Source organism: Caballeronia sp. LZ062 (assembly GCF_031450785.1).
In the GTDB taxonomy this organism is placed as follows: Bacteria; Pseudomonadota; Gammaproteobacteria; order Burkholderiales; family Burkholderiaceae; genus Caballeronia.
Map to the genome: position 1 here is coordinate 595,872 of NZ_JARTWB010000003.1, position 18,885 is coordinate 614,756.

An 18,885-nucleotide genomic window follows, 5' to 3' on the forward strand; every position below is an offset into this window, starting at 1 on the left:
CACGAGACCATCAAAACCATACGCGAGACTACCCATGCTGAGCCGTACCGCGGATCATCTCTTCTGGATGGCGCGCTATACCGAGCGCGCCGAAAATACTGCGCGGATGCTCGACGCGAATTATCAACTCTCGCTCTTGCCGCAATCGGACGAATATGCGGAACTGGGCTGGCGAGCGATGCTCTCCATCTCCGAACTGAGCGGCATTTATTCCGCCGCTCATCGCAGCATGAAAAGCCGCGACGTGATCGAGTTCATGGTGCGCGATATATCGAACCCTTCTTCGATTGTCAGTTGCCTGCGCGCTGCACGCGAGAACGCGCGGGCGGTGCGCAGTTCCACCAACAGCGAGCTATGGGAAACGCTCAATACGACGTGGCTGGACTGCCAGCGGATGCTGGACGACGGCATCCTCCAACGCGAGCCTTATACGTTTTTCGAGTGGGTGAAGTTTCGCTCGCACCTGTCGCGCGGCGTTCAGCTCGGAACGCTCGTCAAGGACGACGCGTTCTATTTCATGCGTCTCGGCACGTTCGTCGAGCGGGCCGATAATACGGCGCGCATTCTCGACGTCAAGTTTGAGATGATGGAGCAGCGCGCAGACACATCGGCACAGCCGTTCGATTATCACCACTGGACGGCCGTGCTCGGATCGGTCTCGGGATTCGAGGTGTACCGAAAGGTTTATCGCGATGTCATCACGCCCGAGCGTGTAGCGGATCTGCTGATCCTTTATCGCGACTGGCCGCGTTCGCTGGCGGCAAGCATCGCTGAAGTCGAGCAGTTGATCATTCACGTGACCCAGGGCCGCGATACCGAAGCGGTCAGGCTTGCGGCGCAACTCAGCGCGGAACTGAGAAACGGCAATATCGGCGACATTCTGCAAGGAGGGCTGCACGCGTATCTCGTCAGTTTCCTCGCACGCGTGAACGAACTGGCAAGCAGCATCAGCCGTGAATTTCTTTTGCCGATTGCGCCTGAGTTGCCTGAAGCCTCTCAATCACAGACGCAATCGCAGACTGGAACGCAGGACGGGTCGCCTGCGCTTTCCCAGTCTCAGTCGCAGCGTTCGACGAGCTGACCCGTGCGCTCAACGCTTTGCAGCCGCAGCCACGACACGATGCACGAAGCGCAGCTTGTCGATGACGGGCGGCGCAAGCGTGAACGGATAGCCGTCCGGCATGCCGAGGCTGCGGTTGAGGCTATTCAATGCATACGTGAGCGGGAACCAGCGCTTCATCAGGTTATCGAACGTGGTTTCCTCGATGGGCGTCGTGTCTGTGAGCGTCGGTTCATGCGGGCTGTCGGGCACGAGAACCAGTCCGCACGAAACGGCCGTGTCCATCGTATCGACGATATGCAGATAGTGCGCCCATGTTTCCGCCCAGTCCTCCCACGGATGCATGGTCGCATATGCGCTGATGTAGTTCTCCGCCCAGTTCGCCGGCGGCCCTTCCTTGTAATGGCGATCGAGCGCGGCGGCATAGTCTTGTCGTTCATCGCCGAATGCAGTGCGAAAAGGCGCGACGCGCGGTGTGTCGGCAATCAGTCGATCGAAGAAATAGTGCCCTGTTTCATGGCGGAAGTGGCCAAGCAGTGTGCGATAAGGCTCATGCATCGCAGAACGAACTTTCTCGCGATGAGCGTCATCGGCTTCCGCTATGTTGAGCGTGATGATCCCGTTGTTGTGTCCTGTCATGACGCCGCGGCCTTCCGCGTCGCCTTCCAGAAACTGGAATTCGAGTCCGTGCTCAGGGTCTTCCTGCCGCGACTGAACATGAAGACCGAGGTCCGCGAGCGTGAAGAGCAGACGGCGTTTGGCACCCTCCAGGCGATACCAGTAAAGGCGGTTGTCGGGCGTCTCCAGGTTGGGAATGGTGCTCGTCAACTGGCAGGACGAACACAGCGTCTCTTCGGACTCCGCAGGGACCATCCAGTTGCAGACGTTCTCGACCGCGTAGTTGTGGCACGGACGGTAAAGCTGATCCTTGGCGAGCGGATGCAGGCTCTTCCACGTGCCGTCTTCGTTTTCATCGAAAGCACTGATCTGACTAAGTTCCGGGACATAGCCGAGTTTCGCCCCGCAGTTCTCGCAATGTGTGTTTTCGAAAAAGACGAGCTGGTCGCAGCGGTTGCAGTGGAAGGTCTTCATTGTGTGTGCCGAAAAGAGGAATCGAACCGAACGTTGCCCGGAGGTCAGCGCCACCAACGCAAAGAACGTGCCTCTTGCGAAGGTCCGGCATAGACCGTTAGAAAGAAATCGAAAAGGAGTTGCGTGTGTCCATTCGCGTCGCGTTGAACCATGTCACGCATTATCGTTACGACCGGCTTGTCGGTCTTTCGCCACAGGTCGTTCGCTTGCGGCCCGCTCCCCATTGCCGGACGCCGATCTTGTCGTACTCGTTGCGCGTCGAACCGGTGCATCACTTCATCAACTGGCAGCAGGATGCGTTCGCAAACTATCAGGCGCGCCTCGTGTTTCCCGAGAAGACGCGCGAATTCAGGGTGACGGTCGACCTCGTCGCGGAGATGGCCGTCTATAACCCGTTCGATTTCTTTCTGGAACCGTCTGCTGAAACGTTTCCGTTCCGCTATCCGCCCGAACTGCTGCACGACCTCGCGCCGTACATGATCAAGCGCGAAATGACGCCGCGTTTCGCGGCATTCGTCGAAAGCATCGACTGCTCGCCACAACCCACGGTCGATTTTCTCGTCGGACTGAATCAGCGCCTTTCGCGCGAGATTCGTTATCTGATCCGAATGGAACCGGGTGTTCAGACGCCGGAGGAAACGCTCGCGAGCGCGGCGGGCTCGTGTCGCGATTCGGGCTGGCTGCTCGTCGAAACTCTGCGGCATATCGGGCTGGCCGCGCGTTTCGTGTCGGGCTACTTGTTGCAGCTTGCGCCCGATACGAAGTCTCTCGAAGGCCCGAGCGGAACCGATGTGGACTTCACCGACCTTCACGCATGGTGCGAGGTCTTTCTGCCGGGCGCGGGATGGATCGGCTTCGACCCGACATCGGGGTTGCTCGCAGGCGAAGGGCACATTCCCGTCGCGTGTACGCCCGAGCCGGACAGCGCGGCGCCCGTCTCGGGCGCGGTGGATGAATGTGAGGTCGAGTTCGGCCATTCGATGTCGATCGAGCGCGTGCGCGAAACGCCGCGCGTGACGAAGCCTTACAGCGAGGACGACTGGCACGCCGTGCTACGCATGGGCGAGCAGGTGGATGCGCGGCTCGACGCATCGGACGTGCGTCTGACGATGGGCGGCGAGCCGACGTATGTCTCCGTGCGTGACCGCGACGCGCCCGAGTGGAACACCGACGCGCTCGGACCGACGAAGCGCGCTTACGCCGTGTCGCTGATGAACAAGCTGCGTGCGCAGTATGGCGCCGGCGGTTTTTTGCATATCGGTCAGGGCAAATGGTATCCCGGTGAACAGCTACCGCGCTGGGCGCTCTCGCTGTTCTGGCGCGAGGACGGCGAGCCATGCTGGCACGATCCCGCGCTCTTCGCGGACGAGCGGCAGCCGGTGAGCTACACCTCCGACGACGCCTTGCGCTTCACTCGTCACCTCGCGGGCAAGCTGTCTTTGGATTCAAAATTCATTCAGCCGGGCTACGAAGATACCTGGTACTACCTGTGGCGCGAGCGCCGGCTGCCCGTGAACGTCGACCCGTTCGACTCGCGTCTCGACGACGAACTTGAGCGCGTGCGTCTGCGCCGTGTTTTCGATGCCGGGTTGCCTTCGGTCACGGGCTACGCGTTGCCGATCGCACGCGAGGAGGGTGCGGCGGCACAGCCGGGCCGCTGGACAACCGGCCCGTGGTTCTTCCGGGATGAACGGATGTACCTCGTTCCCGGTGATTCGCCGATGGGGTACCGCTTGCCACTCGATTCGCTGCCGTGGGTCTCGGAAGCCGATTACCCGTGGCAGCACGAACACGACCCGTTCGCGCCCTCCGTGCCGCTGCGCCGCGCCGCCGAACTGCGCATGCAATACGCTGACCGTGATAATGCATTCGGCATGCAAGATGCCGAACGCAAAATGCCAGACGACGCGAATGCGGAAGCGACCGAAGCGACCGATGCGGCCACTGCCGCAGCCCGCGGCAGGATGCCCGGGCGCGGGGAATCCGCGGGCTGGATCGCACGCACCGCGATCTGCGTCGAAGCGCGCGATCCGGCGCGCGCCGCCGGCCCCAAGGTCGAGGCGCAGACGCTCGAGAAGCGGGGACAGGCCAACAAGCTGATGCACGTGTTCATGCCGCCGCTCGTGGCAGTCGATGACTATCTCGACCTGCTCGCTGCCGTGGAAGCGACTGCCGCCGAACTGCGGATTCCCGTCATCATCGAAGGTTATCCGCCGCCTCGCGATGCGCGCCTCAAGGTGCTTCAGGTGACGCCGGACCCCGGCGTGATCGAAGTGAACATCCATCCGGCGTCGAACTGGACAGAGCTTGTCGAGCACACCGAATACCTCTACAACGCCGCGCACGAGTCGTATCTCAGCCCCGAGAAGTTCATGCTCGACGGCCGGCACACGGGCACGGGCGGCGGCAATCACTTCGTGCTGGGCGGGGCCACGCCGGCCAATAGCCCGTTCCTGCGGCGCCCCGACTTGCTGGCGAGCCTGATTGCGTACTGGCACAACCATCCGTCTCTGTCCATGCTGTTTTCGGGGCTGTTCATCGGGCCGACCAGTCAGGCGCCGCGCGTCGACGAGGCACGGAACGATCAGGTGTATGAACTCGAGATCGCGTTTGCGGAACTGCAGCGTCAAGTCGATCTGCTCGGCGGTCGCGGCAGCGCACAAGTGCCGCCGTGGCTCGTCGATCGCATTCTGCGCAACATCCTCATCGACGTAACCGGCAACACTCACCGCGCGGAATTCTGTATCGACAAACTGTATTCGCCCGACGGTCCGACAGGGCGCCTCGGCCTGCTCGAATTACGCGGCTTCGAAATGCCGCCGCACGCGCGCATGAGTCTCGTGCAGCAATTACTGCTGCGCGCGCTCGTCGCCCGGTTTTGGGAGAAGCCCTATACAGCGCGGCTCACGCGCTGGGGCACCGAGCTTCATGATCGCTTCATGCTCGGCACTTTCGTGCAGACGGACTTCGACGACGTCATTGCAGAACTGCGCGACGCGGGCTTCCCGTTCGAGAAGAACTGGTTCGCGCCGCATTTTGAATTCCGCTTTCCGCTCGTCGGTGCATACGAAACGGGCGGCATCGCGCTTACGATCCGACATGCGCTGGAACCGTGGCACGTGATGGGCGAAGAGGGGGCGATAGGCGGCACGGTGCGCTACGTCGATTCCTCTGTTGAAAGGCTCGAAGTGCGCGTGCTCGGACTGAACGGCGACCGTCATGTGGTAACGGTCAATGGCGAGCGGTTGCCGCTGCAAACCACGGGACGCGTCAGCGAGTATGTGGCGGCCGTGCGGTTTCGTGCGTGGGCGCAAGCTACGTCGTTGCATCCGACCATCGGCGTGCATGCACCGCTGACTTTCGATATTGTCGATACGTGGACGGGCCGCGCGATCGGTGGCTGCCAGTATCACGTCGCGCATCCGGGTGGTCGCAATTATCAGACGTTCCCGGTGAACGCGTATGAAGCGGAGAGCCGCAGACGCGCGCGTTTCTTTGCGAGCGGCCATACGCCCGGTCCGGTCGATATCAAGGAGCGCGAGCGCAGCCTCGAGTTTCCGTTCACGCTCGACTTGCGTCGTTCATGAACGCGATAAGACGACGCGTAAGCCTTACAAGAGAGGCCAACTTTGGCGTTCCAATCGACACTGCCCTTCGATAACCCGGCCGCGCGCATCGACGTCTTGGCGCTCCTGCGCGCATTGCCTGCGCGAGAAGGGCATTGGGACGAGTTGCGAGACGCAACCGGCCAATTGCGCGAGCCATGGCGCAGATTCTTCGAGTTGCTCGGAGAGCCCGGCATTGCGCGGCTCGACGAGGGCGTTGCAGCCGTTGCACGACAGGTGCGCGACAACGACATCACGTACAACGTCTATGCGGACAACGGCGAGCCGCGTGCATGGTCGCTCGACCTTTTGCCGCTATTGATCGAAGAGCGCGAATGGGCGGTCATCGAGTGCGGCGTCGCGCAGCGCGCGCGTTTGATGGAGGCCATCGTCGCTGATGTCTATGGCCCGCAGACGCTACTGCAAAGAGGGCTTTTGCCGGCCGCACTCGTGTTCGGCCATCCAGGCTATCTTCGTCCTGTTAAGGGTTTCGTGCCGACGAGCGGGGGCTTTCTGCAGATCGTCGCGGTCGATCTCGCGCGCTCGCCTTCGGGTGCATGGACGGTCATCGCGCATCGCACTGAAGCGCCTTCTGGCCTCGGCTATGCGCTCGAAAATCGCATGATCGTGGCGAGCCTCTTCGGCGATGCATTTCGCACCATGCGCATAAGCCGGCTTGCATCGACGTATTCGCAACTCGTTGCGACGCTCGCACACGCGGCGCGAGCGATCATGCGCGAAGATGAAGCGGACCGGGGCGACGCGCCTCACATAGCGCTGTTGAGTCCTGGGCCATTCAGCGAGACGTACTTCGAGCATATCTTTCTTGCGCGTCATCTCGGCGTGACCCTCGTCGAGGGTAAGGACCTCACGGTGCGTCACGACAAGCTCTACCTCAAGACGCTTGCGGGCCTGTCTCGCGTGCATGCCGTACTGCGCCGTCTGGACGATGCCTTTTGCGATCCCGTCGAGTTACGTGCGGATTCGAGCATCGGCGTGCCCGGTCTTTTGCAGGTGATGCGTGCGGGCAATGTAGCAGTGTCCAATGTGCCCGGCGCGGGCTTCACGGAATCGCCTGCGCTTCATGCGTTTCTGCCGGGCGTGGCTCGCGCGGTGCTGAACGAGGAACTGCATCTGTCGACCGTGCCGACCTGGTGGTGCGGCGAAGACGCGGCGCGGCGCGAAGCCTTTGAGCGGCTCGATCACGCGTTCATCGTGCCTACCTGGCCGGGCGTGGACGCGGATGGCGCACCCGGCATCGAAGCGGGTTTGCAGCCCCTTTCCGACTGGCGGCAGCGCATCGAGCGCGCACCGGATATGTACACCGTGCAGAAGCATGTGCCCTTTTCGAGCGCGCCACGTTTCGATAGTGGCGCACTCGGCTCGCGCCCATGTGTGTTGCGTGCCTATGCCATCGCGCGCGCCGACGGAAGCTGGAGCGTGATGCCCGGCGGCTTCACGCGCCTTGCGGGGGACAAGCGCGCTACGGTGTCGATGCAGCTCGGTGGCAGCAGCGTGGACACGTGGGTTCTGACCAGCCATCCCGGCCCTGTCGTGCCGCTGCGTCCATCGCCGATGCAGCCGGGCGATCTGCGCAAGCAGCGCGTCGTGTCCAGCCGCGCAGCAGAGAATCTGTTCTGGGCGGGACGCTATGGCGAGCGCGCAGAAAACAACGTCCGTCTTTGCCGCCTATTGCTCGGCACGCTCGAAGCCAGTGATGCAGACGATCTGTTTCCCACGCTCGTCGAACTCGCGGCGCAATGCGGACTGATTCCGTCGATCGATACGCTGGCGGGCCGTTCGCCGAATGCATTCGAGCGCGTGCTCGTAGCCGGATTATCGGAAGCCGCAACGACGGCGAGCATCGGCGGCAATCTCGCGAATCAGGTGCGTGCCTGCGGCGAGATTCGCGACAGGCTTTCGACCGATCACTGGCGCACGATTCTCGCCGCGCGCAACGACTTCCGCGATGCGCTCGCGCGCCTTGGGCTGACACCGCACGAGGCGGTAAGGGATTATGACCGCGTGATGCTCGCCGGCGCGCTCGAACATCTTGCCACGCAGCTTCTTGCGATCAGCGGCGCGCAGGGCGATCGGATGACACGCGATGAGGCGTGGCGCATGATTTTCATAGGCAGGATGATCGAGCGCGTGTCGACCATGGCAACGTTTCTGCGCGTCTTTGCGGCGCAAGGGACGCTGACTCATTCGGCAGGCTTCGATCTGCTGCTGCAACTCTTCGATAGCACGCTGACCTATCGATCGCTTTATCCGGGAAATCTGGATGCGGCCGCATTGATCGATCTGGTCGTCGTGGACCCGACGAATCCGCGCGGACTCTATGGCGTGTTGTCTCGCTTGCGCACGAAGCTCGACGGAATGGTGAAGGCCGCCGGCGCAGCGCGTCGCGCGCATTTCACCGGCATGGCGCTCGATGTCGAAGCCTCACCGCCACTCGACGCTCTGTGCAAAGTCAATGACGACGGACGCTTCGGTACGTTGGTCGCGCTCTGCGATTCGTTGATTGCGTCGGCGAGCGCGGCATCGAACGAAGTCAGCGTGCATTACTTCAGCCATGCGCATCCCGTATCTGCACAGGTGTCCTGATGAATGCGTCGATCGATGACACTGGCAGTTCGACGACGCTCGCGATCACGCATCGCACGGTGTATCGCTATTCGACGCCTGTCGAGATAGCGCAGCACCTCGCCGCCATTCGTCCGTTGCATAGCCCGTGGCAGCAGGTCATTGCGCATACGGAGCGCATCGAGCCGGCGCCTTCCTATGTGCATAGCCGCGTCGATACCTTCGGTAACGACCTGCTTTACTTTTCGCTGGACGCGCCGCATGAGCGTCTTTCGATGACGAGTGAAACGACGGTGCGTCTCACTCCGCGCTGGACGAAGCTCGATCCGCAGGCGACGCCGCCTTGGAAAGACGTCGCACAGCGGCTGCGGTACAGCGCTGGCGCGCCGTTCGTCCGTGAATCGGAGTTCTGTTACGCGTCGCCCAATATCCAGCTGAACCACGCGTTACGCGAATACGCGTTGCCGAGCTTTCCGCCGGACACGGCGCTAATAGCGGGCGCCATCGATCTCATGCACCGCATTCACGCGGATTTCGAATACCGGCCTGCGTCCACCGCATTCGACACGCCGGCCACGCGCGCATTCGAATTGCGGCACGGCGTGTGTCAGGACTTCGCGCAAGTGATGATCGGTTGCCTTCGGGCGCTGGGTTTGCCGGCGCGCTATGTGAGCGGCTATTTGCGCAACGATCCCCCGCCGGGACAACCCAGACTGATCGGTGCCGATGCATCGCATGCATGGGTATCCGTGCATTGCCCGCGAAGCGGATGGGTCGACCTAGACCCCACGAACGACGTGCTCGCCGATCTCGACCACGTCACGCTCGCAACGGGCCGCGATTACAGCGACGTGTCATTGTTGCGCGGCATGATACTCGGCGGCGGATCGCATCATGTCGACGTCGCAGTGAACGTTCTTGCGCTATAGCCACCACGCATATTTGTGTATTTATGCGCCAAATCAGCAGAGACAGGGCGTTTCTTCTATAGCATGACGCGTTCTCTAATGCCGCGTCCGGTTCCCTGATGACCGCGCGGCAAGCCTATGATGAGGACGCCATGGATCTGGGAATACTCGTCTATATCGACAACAGCGAGCAGATGCTGGAAGAATTCGGCTGGCTTTACAAGAGCCTTATTCATCCTCGCATTCTGGAAAGCGGTGGAGTGGTCGCGGTATGTCACCCGGAAATTGCGGGGCGACTACCCGAGGACCCGCGAATCGAAACCATTCCAAGCGCGCCTTATGCGGAACGCAATCCGCAGTGGGCCGGTTACGGCTACATCAATTCTGTCGCGAATCTCGCGGAGCCTGTCGTTCTCGAAGCATGCTCCAGGTTTCCATACGTTCTAAAGACCGATTGCGATACATTCGTCACCCCGGCGTTGAAGCACTTCCGTCCGTCGGGTCTCTGCGCAGGATTCGGCGCGTATGCTTATGAAGAGTCGGTGCGCACGCGGCTTTCTGAAATCTCCATGCGCTGGGGCTATCCGCACACGGGCCTTTACAACGTCGGCGCGTCGGTGCTTGGTCCCACGGAATGGCTGCGAAACTACCTCGTCGCGCAAAGAGATGCCTGCAATCGGCTGCTCGATGAAGAGTTTCGCGACTTTCAGGGCCAGTGGCCGGGATGGTGCAAACAGGTGCTCACCATGTACGCGGGTGAACTCGCCCTGCGCTTAACGTATCCTCAGGGCTGTTCGCTTGGCTTACTGGACCACTTTTCGTTCGCGGATCGCAAGCTGGGCAGCGACGTTCTGCACATCCACGCCTGGCACACGGACGCGTACTGGTCGAAGCATCGCTACCGCAATGGCGAATACGCGCATATGACTCTTTCGGATATCGATACCAGCATCATCGGCGGCTACTGCCATTGGCTTGCCGCGGCACCGCTCGAAGAAGTGAAGCGTCGCGCCAACGAGTCGCGTTAGGGCGCGCGTTCCGGCGCGCCCGAGACTCATCGCTTGCGTGTATAACGCACCCAAACCACATCGTTCTCCAACTTGTCGACCGAATCCAGTTTGAGATACGCAGGCTTGTGCCACTTATCCATTGCGACTTCGAATGACGAAGGATGCGCTTCCCGTCCGTCGACGAGCGGGATCAGTAAGACGCTGACTTCATCGGCCAATTGCGCGTTGACGAATGCCCCCGACACGTGACCGCCTCCTTCGACGATCAGCTTGCCGATATTGAGTTCGCGGCCAAGCGTGTCCACGACGCGTTGAAGGTCGATATCGTCCTTGCCGCCGAAGAGGTACGACGCGCCGATGGACTGAAGGTGCGCGAGATAGTCGTCCTGCACGCTTTCGGCGACAACCTCGACGATATGCGAGTCGAGCGCAGTACTGCTTTTCCAGCCGACGCGCCCTTTAGGGTCGATCGACACGGCGTACTGGCTTGCGTCGCGCATGGCAAAGTGATCGGTGCGTGGCAAGGCGCCTTTCGCAAGACCGCGCGGATAGTCGCAATCCTTGGCGTGCGAGATTTCCTGCATGGTGACGCGGCCGCATACCCATGCATCCGCGTTGAAACGGGCGGCCGTTTCCTCGTAACACGCGGAGGCGAAGTCAAGGTGCCAGCCGTCCGTAAGGCTGCGGCCATCCAGCGAGGACATCATATGGCAGACGATGTGCATCGGTTTCCCTCTGTATTCTTGCGCCTGAATCGGTCAGGCGCTGCATCTCAGGCACCCGGCTTCTCGTCCGGTGGCAAGGGTCCTTCCTGGTCGATCGTGCTGCCCTGACGCCAAACGTCTTTTCCGGCTTCCGAGAGCTTGCCGCTGCTCGAGTCTTTGCCGGCTTCGCTTCCTTCGACGGCCATTTGTCCACCCGCCTGCTCCTGAGCCGGCAGCTTCTTGCCCTTTTCGGCCTCCATGCGGTCTTCTTGCGACCGGCCTGCGTGCGTCGTCATCGTATCCTCCGATGGGTTCAATTGGACACGTCACATTCGTAGCAAACCGCAAGCCACCTCGGAGCAACGTGTGTATGAGGTCCAGATCAAGAAGTGCGCGACGCAAGAATCAATAGGATCACGAACGAATAAACGACGTCTGTCGGTGCGCTCAGAATGTCTCCCAGTCGCCGCTTGCAGCCGTCGCCGCCACGGCTTTGGGCATCGCAGGCTCGGCGCGCTTGGCCGTCGATGCGGGCTTCTGCAGGCGCGCCGTCGGCTCGATGGGACGCTGCTTCGACGTAGCCGGCACCGGGCGCGGCCCGCCTTCCCGCGGCACACGCACCAGAGTCTCTGCGCTGGCCGCTGCCGCGCTCGGGGTCGTGCGGAACACGCTCACCGCTTTGCGAAGGACCTCGGCCTGATCTTCCAGCGAGCCCGCAGCCGCAGCAGCCTGCTCCACCAGTGCGGCGTTTTGCTGCGTGACTTCATCCATCTGCGAGATGGCCTGATTGACTTGTTCGATGCCACGGCTTTGCTCGTGCGATGCCGAGGCGATCTCGCCCATGATGTCCGTCACGCGCTGAATGGCGCTCTGAACGCTGCGCATGGTCTCGCCCGCTTTCGCGACGAGTTCCGTGCCCGCGCCGACGCGGCTGCCCGACGTCTCGATCAGCGCCTTGATTTCTCTCGCCGCGCTAGACGAACGCTGCGCGAGGCTGCGCACTTCGCCCGCGACGACCGCGAATCCACGGCCTTGTTCGCCGGCGCGGGCCGCTTCCACTGCGGCATTGAGGGCGAGAATATTCGTCTGGAACGCGATGCCTTCAATGATGCCGATGATTTCGGCGATCTTTTCCGAACTCTCTTCGATGCCCGCCATGGTGTCGACAACCTGACCGACAATCGCGGTTCCCTCGTTGGCGACAGCGCTCGCGTTCTCGGCAAGATCGCTCGCCTGGCGCGCGTTGTCGGCATTCTGCTTCACCGTCGACGTCAGTTCTTCCATGCTCGCCGCTGTCTCTTCGAGCGATGCCGCCTGTTCTTCCGTGCGCGCCGAAAGATCCGTATTGCCCGCGGCGATTTCTTTTGTCGCGCCCGCGATCGCGTTGGCCGACGATGTGACGGCACCCATCGTTTGGACCAGCCGGTCCTGCATGGTCCGGACCGACGCCATCAGGCTCGTATCGTCGCGCGCAGCCACAGGCACAGCCTCCGTGAGGTTGCCCGCCGCAATGCGTTTGCACGCGTCTGCAACGTCCTTGGGGTCCCCGCCGAGTTTGCGCAGCACGCTTCGGATGATCCAGGCCATCGCGGCAGTCAGCGCCAGCCCGACCATGGAGACAATGCCGAGCATCGCGAAAAGGCGGCGCCCGAATTCACGATTGATGTCGTCCACGTAAGCGCCCGTGTAGACGTGCCAGTCCCACGCACGAACGTACTCGCCGTATGCCACTTTCGGCAGCGCCTCGGTCTGGCCCGGCTTCGGAAACAGATAGTCGGTCACGTGCGTGCCGTCGAGTCCATGTTTGACGATTGCGGCGGTGAAATGCTTGCCGGTCTTGTCGACCAGATCGTTGATCTCGTTTTCCGTTTCGGGACGCACCGGATTGAGCAATTGCAGCATCGTCGAATCGACGACGAGCAGATAGCCGCTTTGCCCGTAGCGCACCGGCCGCAAATGCGCGATAGCCGCGCGCTTCGCTTCTTCTACAGGCATTGCGCCGCTTTGCGCCTGCTGGACGTAGAAGTTCACGACGCTTACCGCCGACTGCACCTGCTCGGCCAGCGCCTGTTGGCGATCGTGCATCATCAACGTACGCGTCATGCTCGCGCTGATCAGCGACAGCACGATCAGGCTCAGCCACACGAATCCCACCGTGCTCCACAGCGTTGCCTTCAAGCTCATTCTCTGCATTTGTCTCGCCCTTGCGTTCAACGTCAGTCAGTTCTCGTTCTCGTCAGCCTTGCTTGTGGCCAACCCCCCAGATATCAGCGCATTGGCGAGAAAGTTGAATACTTGCTTTCATGCATCGCGCAGAGGACGGCGACTCGAAAGACAAAGGGCGTTTGAACGCAACGCCGTTTATCGTCAGATGAATGCGCGCTAGCGTACTTAAGCGCCAAGGGTCCCACGCTAACGTAGCGCCTAAGACATTCATGACCTCCCACGTAGGGCAAGGCGCACGCCGCACAGAGACAGAAAGATGGTACTGGTCAAACTCAGCGCACAAGAACTGCAGATCGGCACGCCACTGCCGTTCGCCGTGTATTCGGCGAGCGGCAAACTTCTTCTTACGAGAGGATATTGCGTGCGTTCCGAAGGCCAGCGCGACCGCATACTCGCGGCAGGCGGGTTCCGCGATGAAGATGCTCCGGCGGAGCGGCCGCACGCCGGAGCGGTGGCGGCAAGCAACCTGTTGATATCGACAGCCAAACACGAGGCGCCTGCCCCGCGTGCCAGCGTCGATCGCATGACTGCCACTACCGGCACCTTGCCGAAAATGCTGGAAAGCATGCAAATCACGCTGGCCGGCCGAGACCAAACGCCCGTGCAGGCGGAGTTCGTCGGCTCGGTTGCGGGCAGCGCGCTCGTGGTGACTGCAACGAATGCGCACGAGTTACTGGACGCAGGCGTAACGGTCGAATGCAAGGGGCTGCTCGGTCGCAAAATCTACCGCTTTTCCAGCACGGTGATCGGCCGAAGCGAGTCGCCTGTGAAGGTCGTGTACCTCGCGTATCCGCAGACCGTGCAGACGCATATCGTGCGCAACCACGTTCGGGTATCGACGGAACTGGCAGGCCGCCTCATTAGAAACGATTGTGTCGCGGCGGGTTTCGACGTGGCAGTGGTCAACGTCAGTCTTGGCGGTGTGGCTTTGCGTCTTGACGATGCGCTCGTCAATGTAGGCGAGCACTTCAAGCTCGCGCTGCGCCTGCGCGCCGACGGTAAGATGCATGCCGTCGTATTCAACTGCATTGTGCGCAATCTGCGTCAAACGGGTAGCGCGGTGCTAGTCGGCGCGGAGTTCAGCAACCGGACCGTCGATACGACGGCGCTGCTCAGAATCCATATGTTCGAGACGGCCACAGGCAGCGCGTCCGAGTAACCTTCGCAGCACGCTGTTATCCCGACGCGCTGTCGATCTCCACACGGCAGCGCCCGAGGCGCTTCGCGGAATAAAGCGCACGGTCGGCGCGTGAGATGAGTTCGTCTCTCGATGCCCCGGCGTGCGCCTCGGCCAATCCCGCGGAGAACGTTAGCGTGATCTGAATCTGAGCGGGCAGTCTCGATGTCACCGGGGGAATGCCGTGCAGCAAAACATTCAGTATGTCTTTCGCTTGAGCGCCGGCCGCGTTCGGGAAAGCAACGAGAAACTCTTCGCCGCCCAGCCGGGCAAAGATGCTATCGCTAGGTAAGGAGTGGATGCAGTGCTGCGCGAAGTGCCGCAACGCGGCATCGCCGGTTTCGTGGCCGAATGTATCGTTGATGGATTTGAAATGGTCGAGGTCGATCAACGCGACGCACACGTGATGCCCCGAAACCGGCGGTGACGCCAACAGGCCGTCGAGTCGCGCAAACGCAGCGCGACGATTGGGCACGCCTGTCAATTCATCCAGTCCGCTTAGAAGCAGTGCCTGATCGCGTTCATGTGAGAGCACGCTTTCATGCTTCTTGAGAACCGTGATATCGGCGCCGACGAGGACGATCCAGCCATCGGGAAACAGAGTCTCGGTGCACCAGAACCATCGGCCATCGACGAAATCCACCGGGAACGAACGCTGGCGGGGAGCGCTAATGCTCCCGCGCCGACGCATCTGCGCATCGGCGATGAACGTTTGCGCATCGGCTGTTTCGATGCGAAGTGTTCGACCGTTCTTTGCTGCATCGAGGATGAGACTGGAGAACGTGGCCACCTGTCCCGCGCGAATGCGGAAAGCACGCATGAACGTTTCATTCGCATAGCGAAGGAAGTCGTCATCGTCGTATACGCCGAGCAGGGAAGGGCCGGATGTCGAAGAAGCCAGGAGCAGGCGTACCAGCTCGGGCGCGGCAGAGTCCGCGCTTACGGATATAACCTTCGGGGCGGAGTTCATGGCTCTCACTTTACCTGTAGCATTTAAGCCATACCTGCTCGGCTGACAGCGCGATACACCGAATGCGCCGCGCATGTTAAGCGTCGAGCGAAGACACGCATACCCGGATGAGCTCTGTGGCTTACCGCACACAGAATAGTTCGGAATGCAAATAACGCATTGAACGTTCCTCGCGGTGGTCCATACTTTAATCGCCGGCACATTCAAGAAACCATCCGTTCGTTCTTGTCGTGACGCTTCGGATTCTGGGCCGCTTCGTCCATGTGATCCTTCTGCGCTCCCTGGGGGGTGTATGGTCTCCAATTCAACCAAGCGACGCGCGTTCCTCCAGGGAACGGCGTCTGCCCTCGCTGTGGCATCTCTTCCGCGGTGGGGTGCGGCTGCCACGGCCCCGTTCATCAGGCTCGAATGGCAAGCGTTCAAGACAACGCCGCACTATGCGTCGTACCTGAACGCGGTGCGCACGATGAAGGCCACCACGGACAGCAGCAAGCCGACATCGTGGCAATACTGGGTCAAGGTCCACAACAACTATTGCCCGCATAGCGTGGCGTATTTTCTGGCTTGGCATCGCGGGTATTTGTACTACCTCGAACAGCAGATCCGAGCCGTATCGGGCGATGCAACGTTCACCATGCCGTACTGGGATTACTACACGTATCCGGTCATTCCGTCCGAGTTCACCGATACCGCCCAAGGCAATCCCCTCTACGTCTCGCGCGTGAATACGAACGTTTATCAGGCGCTCGATCTCGGTCCCTTTGCGTCCAACGTGTACAACTTCCAGCGTGGCACCAACAACGCATTCGAGCCCAAACTGGAAAACGCGCCGCACAATCCGGTTCACGACATCATCGGCAACTATATGGCCGACATCGCGACGGCGCCTATCGACCCGATCTTCTATCTGCATCATTGCAATATCGATCGTCTGTGGAATGCGTGGTCGCTCCGCTTGAGTAGCCGGGTGCCCGGGGCGACCAGCAGTTACTGGAACGGCAGCTTCACCTATGCGAGCGGCTTGACCATCGCCAAGTCGAAAACGCGCACGACCACGGGGCTGAACTATGACTACGCCAACGACACTCCGCCCGCTGTGCTGCCGCGTCAGGCGCAAGAAGGGAGGATCATTCGCGTGCAAGCACAGATCGCCACTATTCAGGGGCGGCCTCAGACCGGCTCATTCACGGCGAGTCCCGGGCGCATTGTGTCGTCGACGCGCCGGGCTCTGGGAGGCGTGAGAGGAATGGCACTGGGCGAGGCCTCTGTGAGCGCGAGGATTGCACTTCAGGCCGCGAACGCCACGGCATTGAAAGACGTGCTCACAACATCGCCGGCTGCCGCTGCGAGTCAATCGGCCGATGCCTCGCAAGCTGCGCCGCAGGCGCGAAGTTCCTATCAGTACGTGAAGATCGTGCTGGATGGCGTGTCGATGCCGCCAGCGGCCAAAAAAGGCGGGTTCTTCTACAACGTCTATTTGAATCTTCCCGCCAGCGGCGATGTCGATGCCGTGAGGTCACAACATTTCATCGGCACGTTGGGCGCATTTCAGATATCGACTGCCGGACATCACGGCATGAACATGATCGACTACGATGTGACCGATGTGCTCGGACGGCTCGGTATTGCCGATACGAACGATGTAGTGATTTCATTCGTGCGCGTCAGCGCTCCGAACTTCCCGAGGGGGACAGCGGTGTCGATCAACGAGGCGCGCCTCGAACTTGGCGCAGATGCGCCTTGACCAAATGCACCGCGCGATGCGGCGGACAGTCGTCCGCCGCCGTGCGTTCGCTTCAACGCAGATTCGTTCGCGCCAGTTCCACCAGTTCGTCGCCACGTCCACTGAATACTGCGCGCAGCATGTAGAGGCTGAAGCCTTTCATCTGCGCATAGTCGATGGACGGCGGAATCGCGAGTTCGTGCTTGGCCGTGACGACATCGACGAGTGCCGGGCCGGGATGCGCAAACGCGTCCTCCAGCGCGCCTTCCAGTTGCTCGGATTGCTCCACGCGCACCGACCAGATGCCGGCACCCTTCGCGATCTGTGAGAAGTCGGTCTTCGACAAATCGACGTTGGTGTCGAGATAACCTGCAGCCTTCAACTCCATCGACACGAAGCCCAGCAAGCTGTTGTTGAACACGACGATTTTGATGGGCAATTCATGTTGTACGGCAGTGAGCAGATCGCCGAGCAGCATGGAAAGGCCGCCGTCGCCGGAAAGGGACACGACCTGCCGTTGGGGATTCGCCGCCTGCGCGCCGAGCGCCTGGGGCATGGCATTCGCCATCGAGCCGTGATTGAACGAGCCGTGCAGTTGACGCTTCCCGTTCATCGACAGGTAACGCGCGGCCCATAGCGTCGGCGTGCCGACATCGACAGTGAAGATCGCATCGTCGGCTGCGACTTCATCGACGAGCTTGGTCAGATATTGCGGATGAATGGGCCGGTTCGGTGCCGACGGTGTGGCGAGATGATCCAGATCCTTGCGCGCATCGGCGTAGTGCTTGAGTGCGTTCTCGAGAAAGCGCCGCTCGGTTTTGCGTTGCAGCTTGGGCATGAGCGCCGTGACCGTTTCCTTAACCGTGCCGATGAGACCGAGTGCGAGCGGCGCGCGCCGGCCGAGTTGCGAACCGCGCTTGTCGACCTGCACGATTTGCGCGTTCGGCGGATAAAACGGCCGATAAGGAAAGTCGCAGCCCAGCAGAAGCAGCGTGTCGCACGACATCATCGCGTGATAGCCCGAACTGAAGCCGATGAGTCCCGTCATGCCCACGTCGAAGGGGTTGTCGTACTCGATGAATGGCTTGCCGCGCAACGCATGCACGATGGGTGCGCCGAGCGTGTCCGCGAGCGCGACCACTTCGTCATGTGCGCCCGCCACGCCGCTGCCGCACATGATGGTCACGGCATCGCAGCCGTTCAGCATGTGCGCGAGTTTGTCGAGTTCGGCTTCGGCGGGCACGATGGTGTGCGGCGCGGCCGGCGTCCAGCGCGCGGGCGCATCGGGACCATCGGACAGCGCGATATCGCCCGGCAACACGATGACCGCGACGCCGCGTTCTTCCAGCGCGGTACGCATGGCGCGCTCCAGCACGCGCGGAAACTGCGAAGCATTCGAGACCAGCTCGACGAAGTGACTGCACTCGCTGAAATACGTCTGCGGGTGCGTTTCCTGAAAGTATCCGAGACCGATTTCCGTCGACGGAATATGCGCCGCAATGGCAAGCACCGGCTGACGATTGCGATGGCAGTCGTACAGCCCGTTGATGAGATGCAGATTGCCAGGTCCGCAGCTTCCCGCGCATACGGCAAGCCGGCCGGTGGTTGCCGCGTCCGCGCCTGCGGCGAACGCGGCCGCTTCTTCATGCCGCGTATGCATCCAGCGTATCGTGCCCAGCTCGTCGAGACTGTGCGCGAGACCGTTGAGGCTGTCGCCGGTCACGCCCCAGATGCGCTCGACGCCTGCGGCAGCGAGTGTTTTTGCCAGATAATCGGCGATCGAATGCTTGGCCATGTGCTTTCCCTGAAAAGAATGCGCGCCAT

The 18,885-nt window shown here is 61.4% G+C and carries 13 protein-coding genes; 7 read left to right on the forward strand and 6 right to left on the reverse strand.

Going from position 1 to position 18,885, the window contains the following annotated elements; all coding sequences use genetic code 11:
* Window positions 1–34: 34 nt before the first annotated feature.
* Window positions 35–1,081, forward strand: a complete 1,047-nt coding sequence (locus P9239_RS22850) for an alpha-E domain-containing protein (RefSeq protein WP_309755246.1) — start codon at window positions 35–37, stop codon at window positions 1,079–1,081.
* A 9-nt stretch (window positions 1,082–1,090) separates the two neighbouring features.
* Here P9239_RS22850 and P9239_RS22855 read toward each other — a convergent pair whose 3' ends face one another.
* The gene (locus tag P9239_RS22855) at window positions 1,091–2,152 is read right to left on the reverse strand and encodes a putative zinc-binding metallopeptidase (protein ID WP_309755248.1); all 1,062 of its coding nucleotides are present in this window, start codon (window positions 2,150–2,152) and stop codon (window positions 1,091–1,093) included.
* A 125-nt stretch (window positions 2,153–2,277) separates the two neighbouring features.
* Between P9239_RS22855 and P9239_RS22860 the strand changes: the two genes are divergently transcribed.
* From P9239_RS22860 to P9239_RS22875, 4 genes are all read left to right on the forward strand, one after another.
* The gene (locus P9239_RS22860) at window positions 2,278–5,739 is read left to right on the forward strand and encodes a transglutaminase family protein (protein WP_309755251.1); all 3,462 of its coding nucleotides are present in this window, start codon (window positions 2,278–2,280) and stop codon (window positions 5,737–5,739) included.
* Window positions 5,740–5,781: 42 nt separating this feature from the next.
* On the forward strand, window positions 5,782–8,364 hold the full coding sequence (locus P9239_RS22865; protein WP_309755253.1) for a circularly permuted type 2 ATP-grasp protein: 2,583 nt from the start codon (window positions 5,782–5,784) through the stop codon (window positions 8,362–8,364).
* Window positions 8,364–9,272 (forward strand): transglutaminase family protein, encoded by a 909-nt coding sequence (locus P9239_RS22870; protein ID WP_309755256.1) that lies wholly within the window; start codon window positions 8,364–8,366, stop codon window positions 9,270–9,272. The genes P9239_RS22865 and P9239_RS22870 overlap by 1 nt, the downstream gene beginning before the upstream one ends.
* Window positions 9,273–9,403: 131 nt before the next feature.
* On the forward strand, window positions 9,404–10,279 hold the full coding sequence (locus P9239_RS22875) for a hypothetical protein (protein ID WP_309755259.1): 876 nt from the start codon (window positions 9,404–9,406) through the stop codon (window positions 10,277–10,279).
* 26 nt (window positions 10,280–10,305) lie between these two features.
* Here the strand turns inward: P9239_RS22875 and P9239_RS22880 are convergent, their stop codons facing one another.
* From P9239_RS22880 to P9239_RS22890, 3 genes are all read right to left on the reverse strand, one after another.
* The gene (locus P9239_RS22880) at window positions 10,306–10,986 is read right to left on the reverse strand and encodes a dihydrofolate reductase family protein (protein WP_309755261.1); all 681 of its coding nucleotides are present in this window, start codon (window positions 10,984–10,986) and stop codon (window positions 10,306–10,308) included.
* Between the two features lie 47 nt (window positions 10,987–11,033).
* Window positions 11,034–11,261: a hypothetical protein gene (locus tag P9239_RS22885; RefSeq protein ID WP_309755264.1), complete on the reverse strand. Its 228-nt coding sequence runs from the start codon at window positions 11,259–11,261 to the stop codon at window positions 11,034–11,036.
* Between the two features lie 151 nt (window positions 11,262–11,412).
* Window positions 11,413–13,149 carry a methyl-accepting chemotaxis protein gene (locus P9239_RS22890; RefSeq protein ID WP_309755266.1) on the reverse strand — a complete coding sequence of 579 codons (1,737 nt, stop codon included), beginning with the start codon at window positions 13,147–13,149 and terminating at the stop codon, window positions 11,413–11,415.
* A 565-nt stretch (window positions 13,150–13,714) separates the two neighbouring features.
* Here P9239_RS22890 and P9239_RS22895 point away from each other — a divergent pair.
* Complete coding sequence (locus P9239_RS22895) at window positions 13,715–14,350, forward strand: PilZ domain-containing protein (protein WP_309755268.1); 636 nt, start codon at window positions 13,715–13,717, stop codon at window positions 14,348–14,350.
* A 16-nt stretch (window positions 14,351–14,366) separates the two neighbouring features.
* Here the strand turns inward: P9239_RS22895 and P9239_RS22900 are convergent, their stop codons facing one another.
* Window positions 14,367–15,413, reverse strand: a complete 1,047-nt coding sequence (locus P9239_RS22900; RefSeq protein WP_309755271.1) for a GGDEF domain-containing protein — start codon at window positions 15,411–15,413, stop codon at window positions 14,367–14,369.
* A gap of 100 nt (window positions 15,414–15,513) precedes the next feature.
* On the opposite strand from P9239_RS22900, the gene P9239_RS22905 reads away from it, so the two are divergent.
* The gene (locus P9239_RS22905; RefSeq protein ID WP_309755273.1) at window positions 15,514–17,082 is read left to right on the forward strand and encodes a tyrosinase family protein; all 1,569 of its coding nucleotides are present in this window, start codon (window positions 15,514–15,516) and stop codon (window positions 17,080–17,082) included.
* Between the two features lie 52 nt (window positions 17,083–17,134).
* Here P9239_RS22905 and poxB read toward each other — a convergent pair whose 3' ends face one another.
* Window positions 17,135–18,856, reverse strand: a complete 1,722-nt coding sequence (gene poxB / locus P9239_RS22910) for a ubiquinone-dependent pyruvate dehydrogenase (RefSeq protein WP_309755275.1) — start codon at window positions 18,854–18,856, stop codon at window positions 17,135–17,137.
* Between the last annotated feature and the right edge of the window lie 29 nt (window positions 18,857–18,885).

What these genes read in the sequence shown, in the direction of transcription:
- poxB (WP_309755275.1), bottom strand. Translation starts at nt 18,856, where the DNA reads ATGGCCAAGCATTCGATCGCCGATTATCTGGCAAAAACACTCGCTGCC.
- P9239_RS22875 (WP_309755259.1), top strand. Translation starts at nt 9,404, where the DNA reads ATGGATCTGGGAATACTCGTCTATATCGACAACAGCGAGCAGATGCTG.
- P9239_RS22895 (WP_309755268.1), top strand. Translation starts at nt 13,715, where the DNA reads ATGACTGCCACTACCGGCACCTTGCCGAAAATGCTGGAAAGCATGCAA.
- P9239_RS22900 (WP_309755271.1), bottom strand. Translation starts at nt 15,413, where the DNA reads ATGCGCGGCGCATTCGGTGTATCGCGCTGTCAGCCGAGCAGGTATGGC.
- P9239_RS22855 (WP_309755248.1), bottom strand. Translation starts at nt 2,152, where the DNA reads ATGAAGACCTTCCACTGCAACCGCTGCGACCAGCTCGTCTTTTTCGAA.
- P9239_RS22850 (WP_309755246.1), top strand. Translation starts at nt 35, where the DNA reads ATGCTGAGCCGTACCGCGGATCATCTCTTCTGGATGGCGCGCTATACC.
- P9239_RS22870 (WP_309755256.1), top strand. Translation starts at nt 8,364, where the DNA reads ATGAATGCGTCGATCGATGACACTGGCAGTTCGACGACGCTCGCGATC.
- P9239_RS22890 (WP_309755266.1), bottom strand. Translation starts at nt 13,149, where the DNA reads ATGAGCTTGAAGGCAACGCTGTGGAGCACGGTGGGATTCGTGTGGCTG.
- P9239_RS22885 (WP_309755264.1), bottom strand. Translation starts at nt 11,261, where the DNA reads ATGACGACGCACGCAGGCCGGTCGCAAGAAGACCGCATGGAGGCCGAA.
- P9239_RS22880 (WP_309755261.1), bottom strand. Translation starts at nt 10,986, where the DNA reads ATGCACATCGTCTGCCATATGATGTCCTCGCTGGATGGCCGCAGCCTT.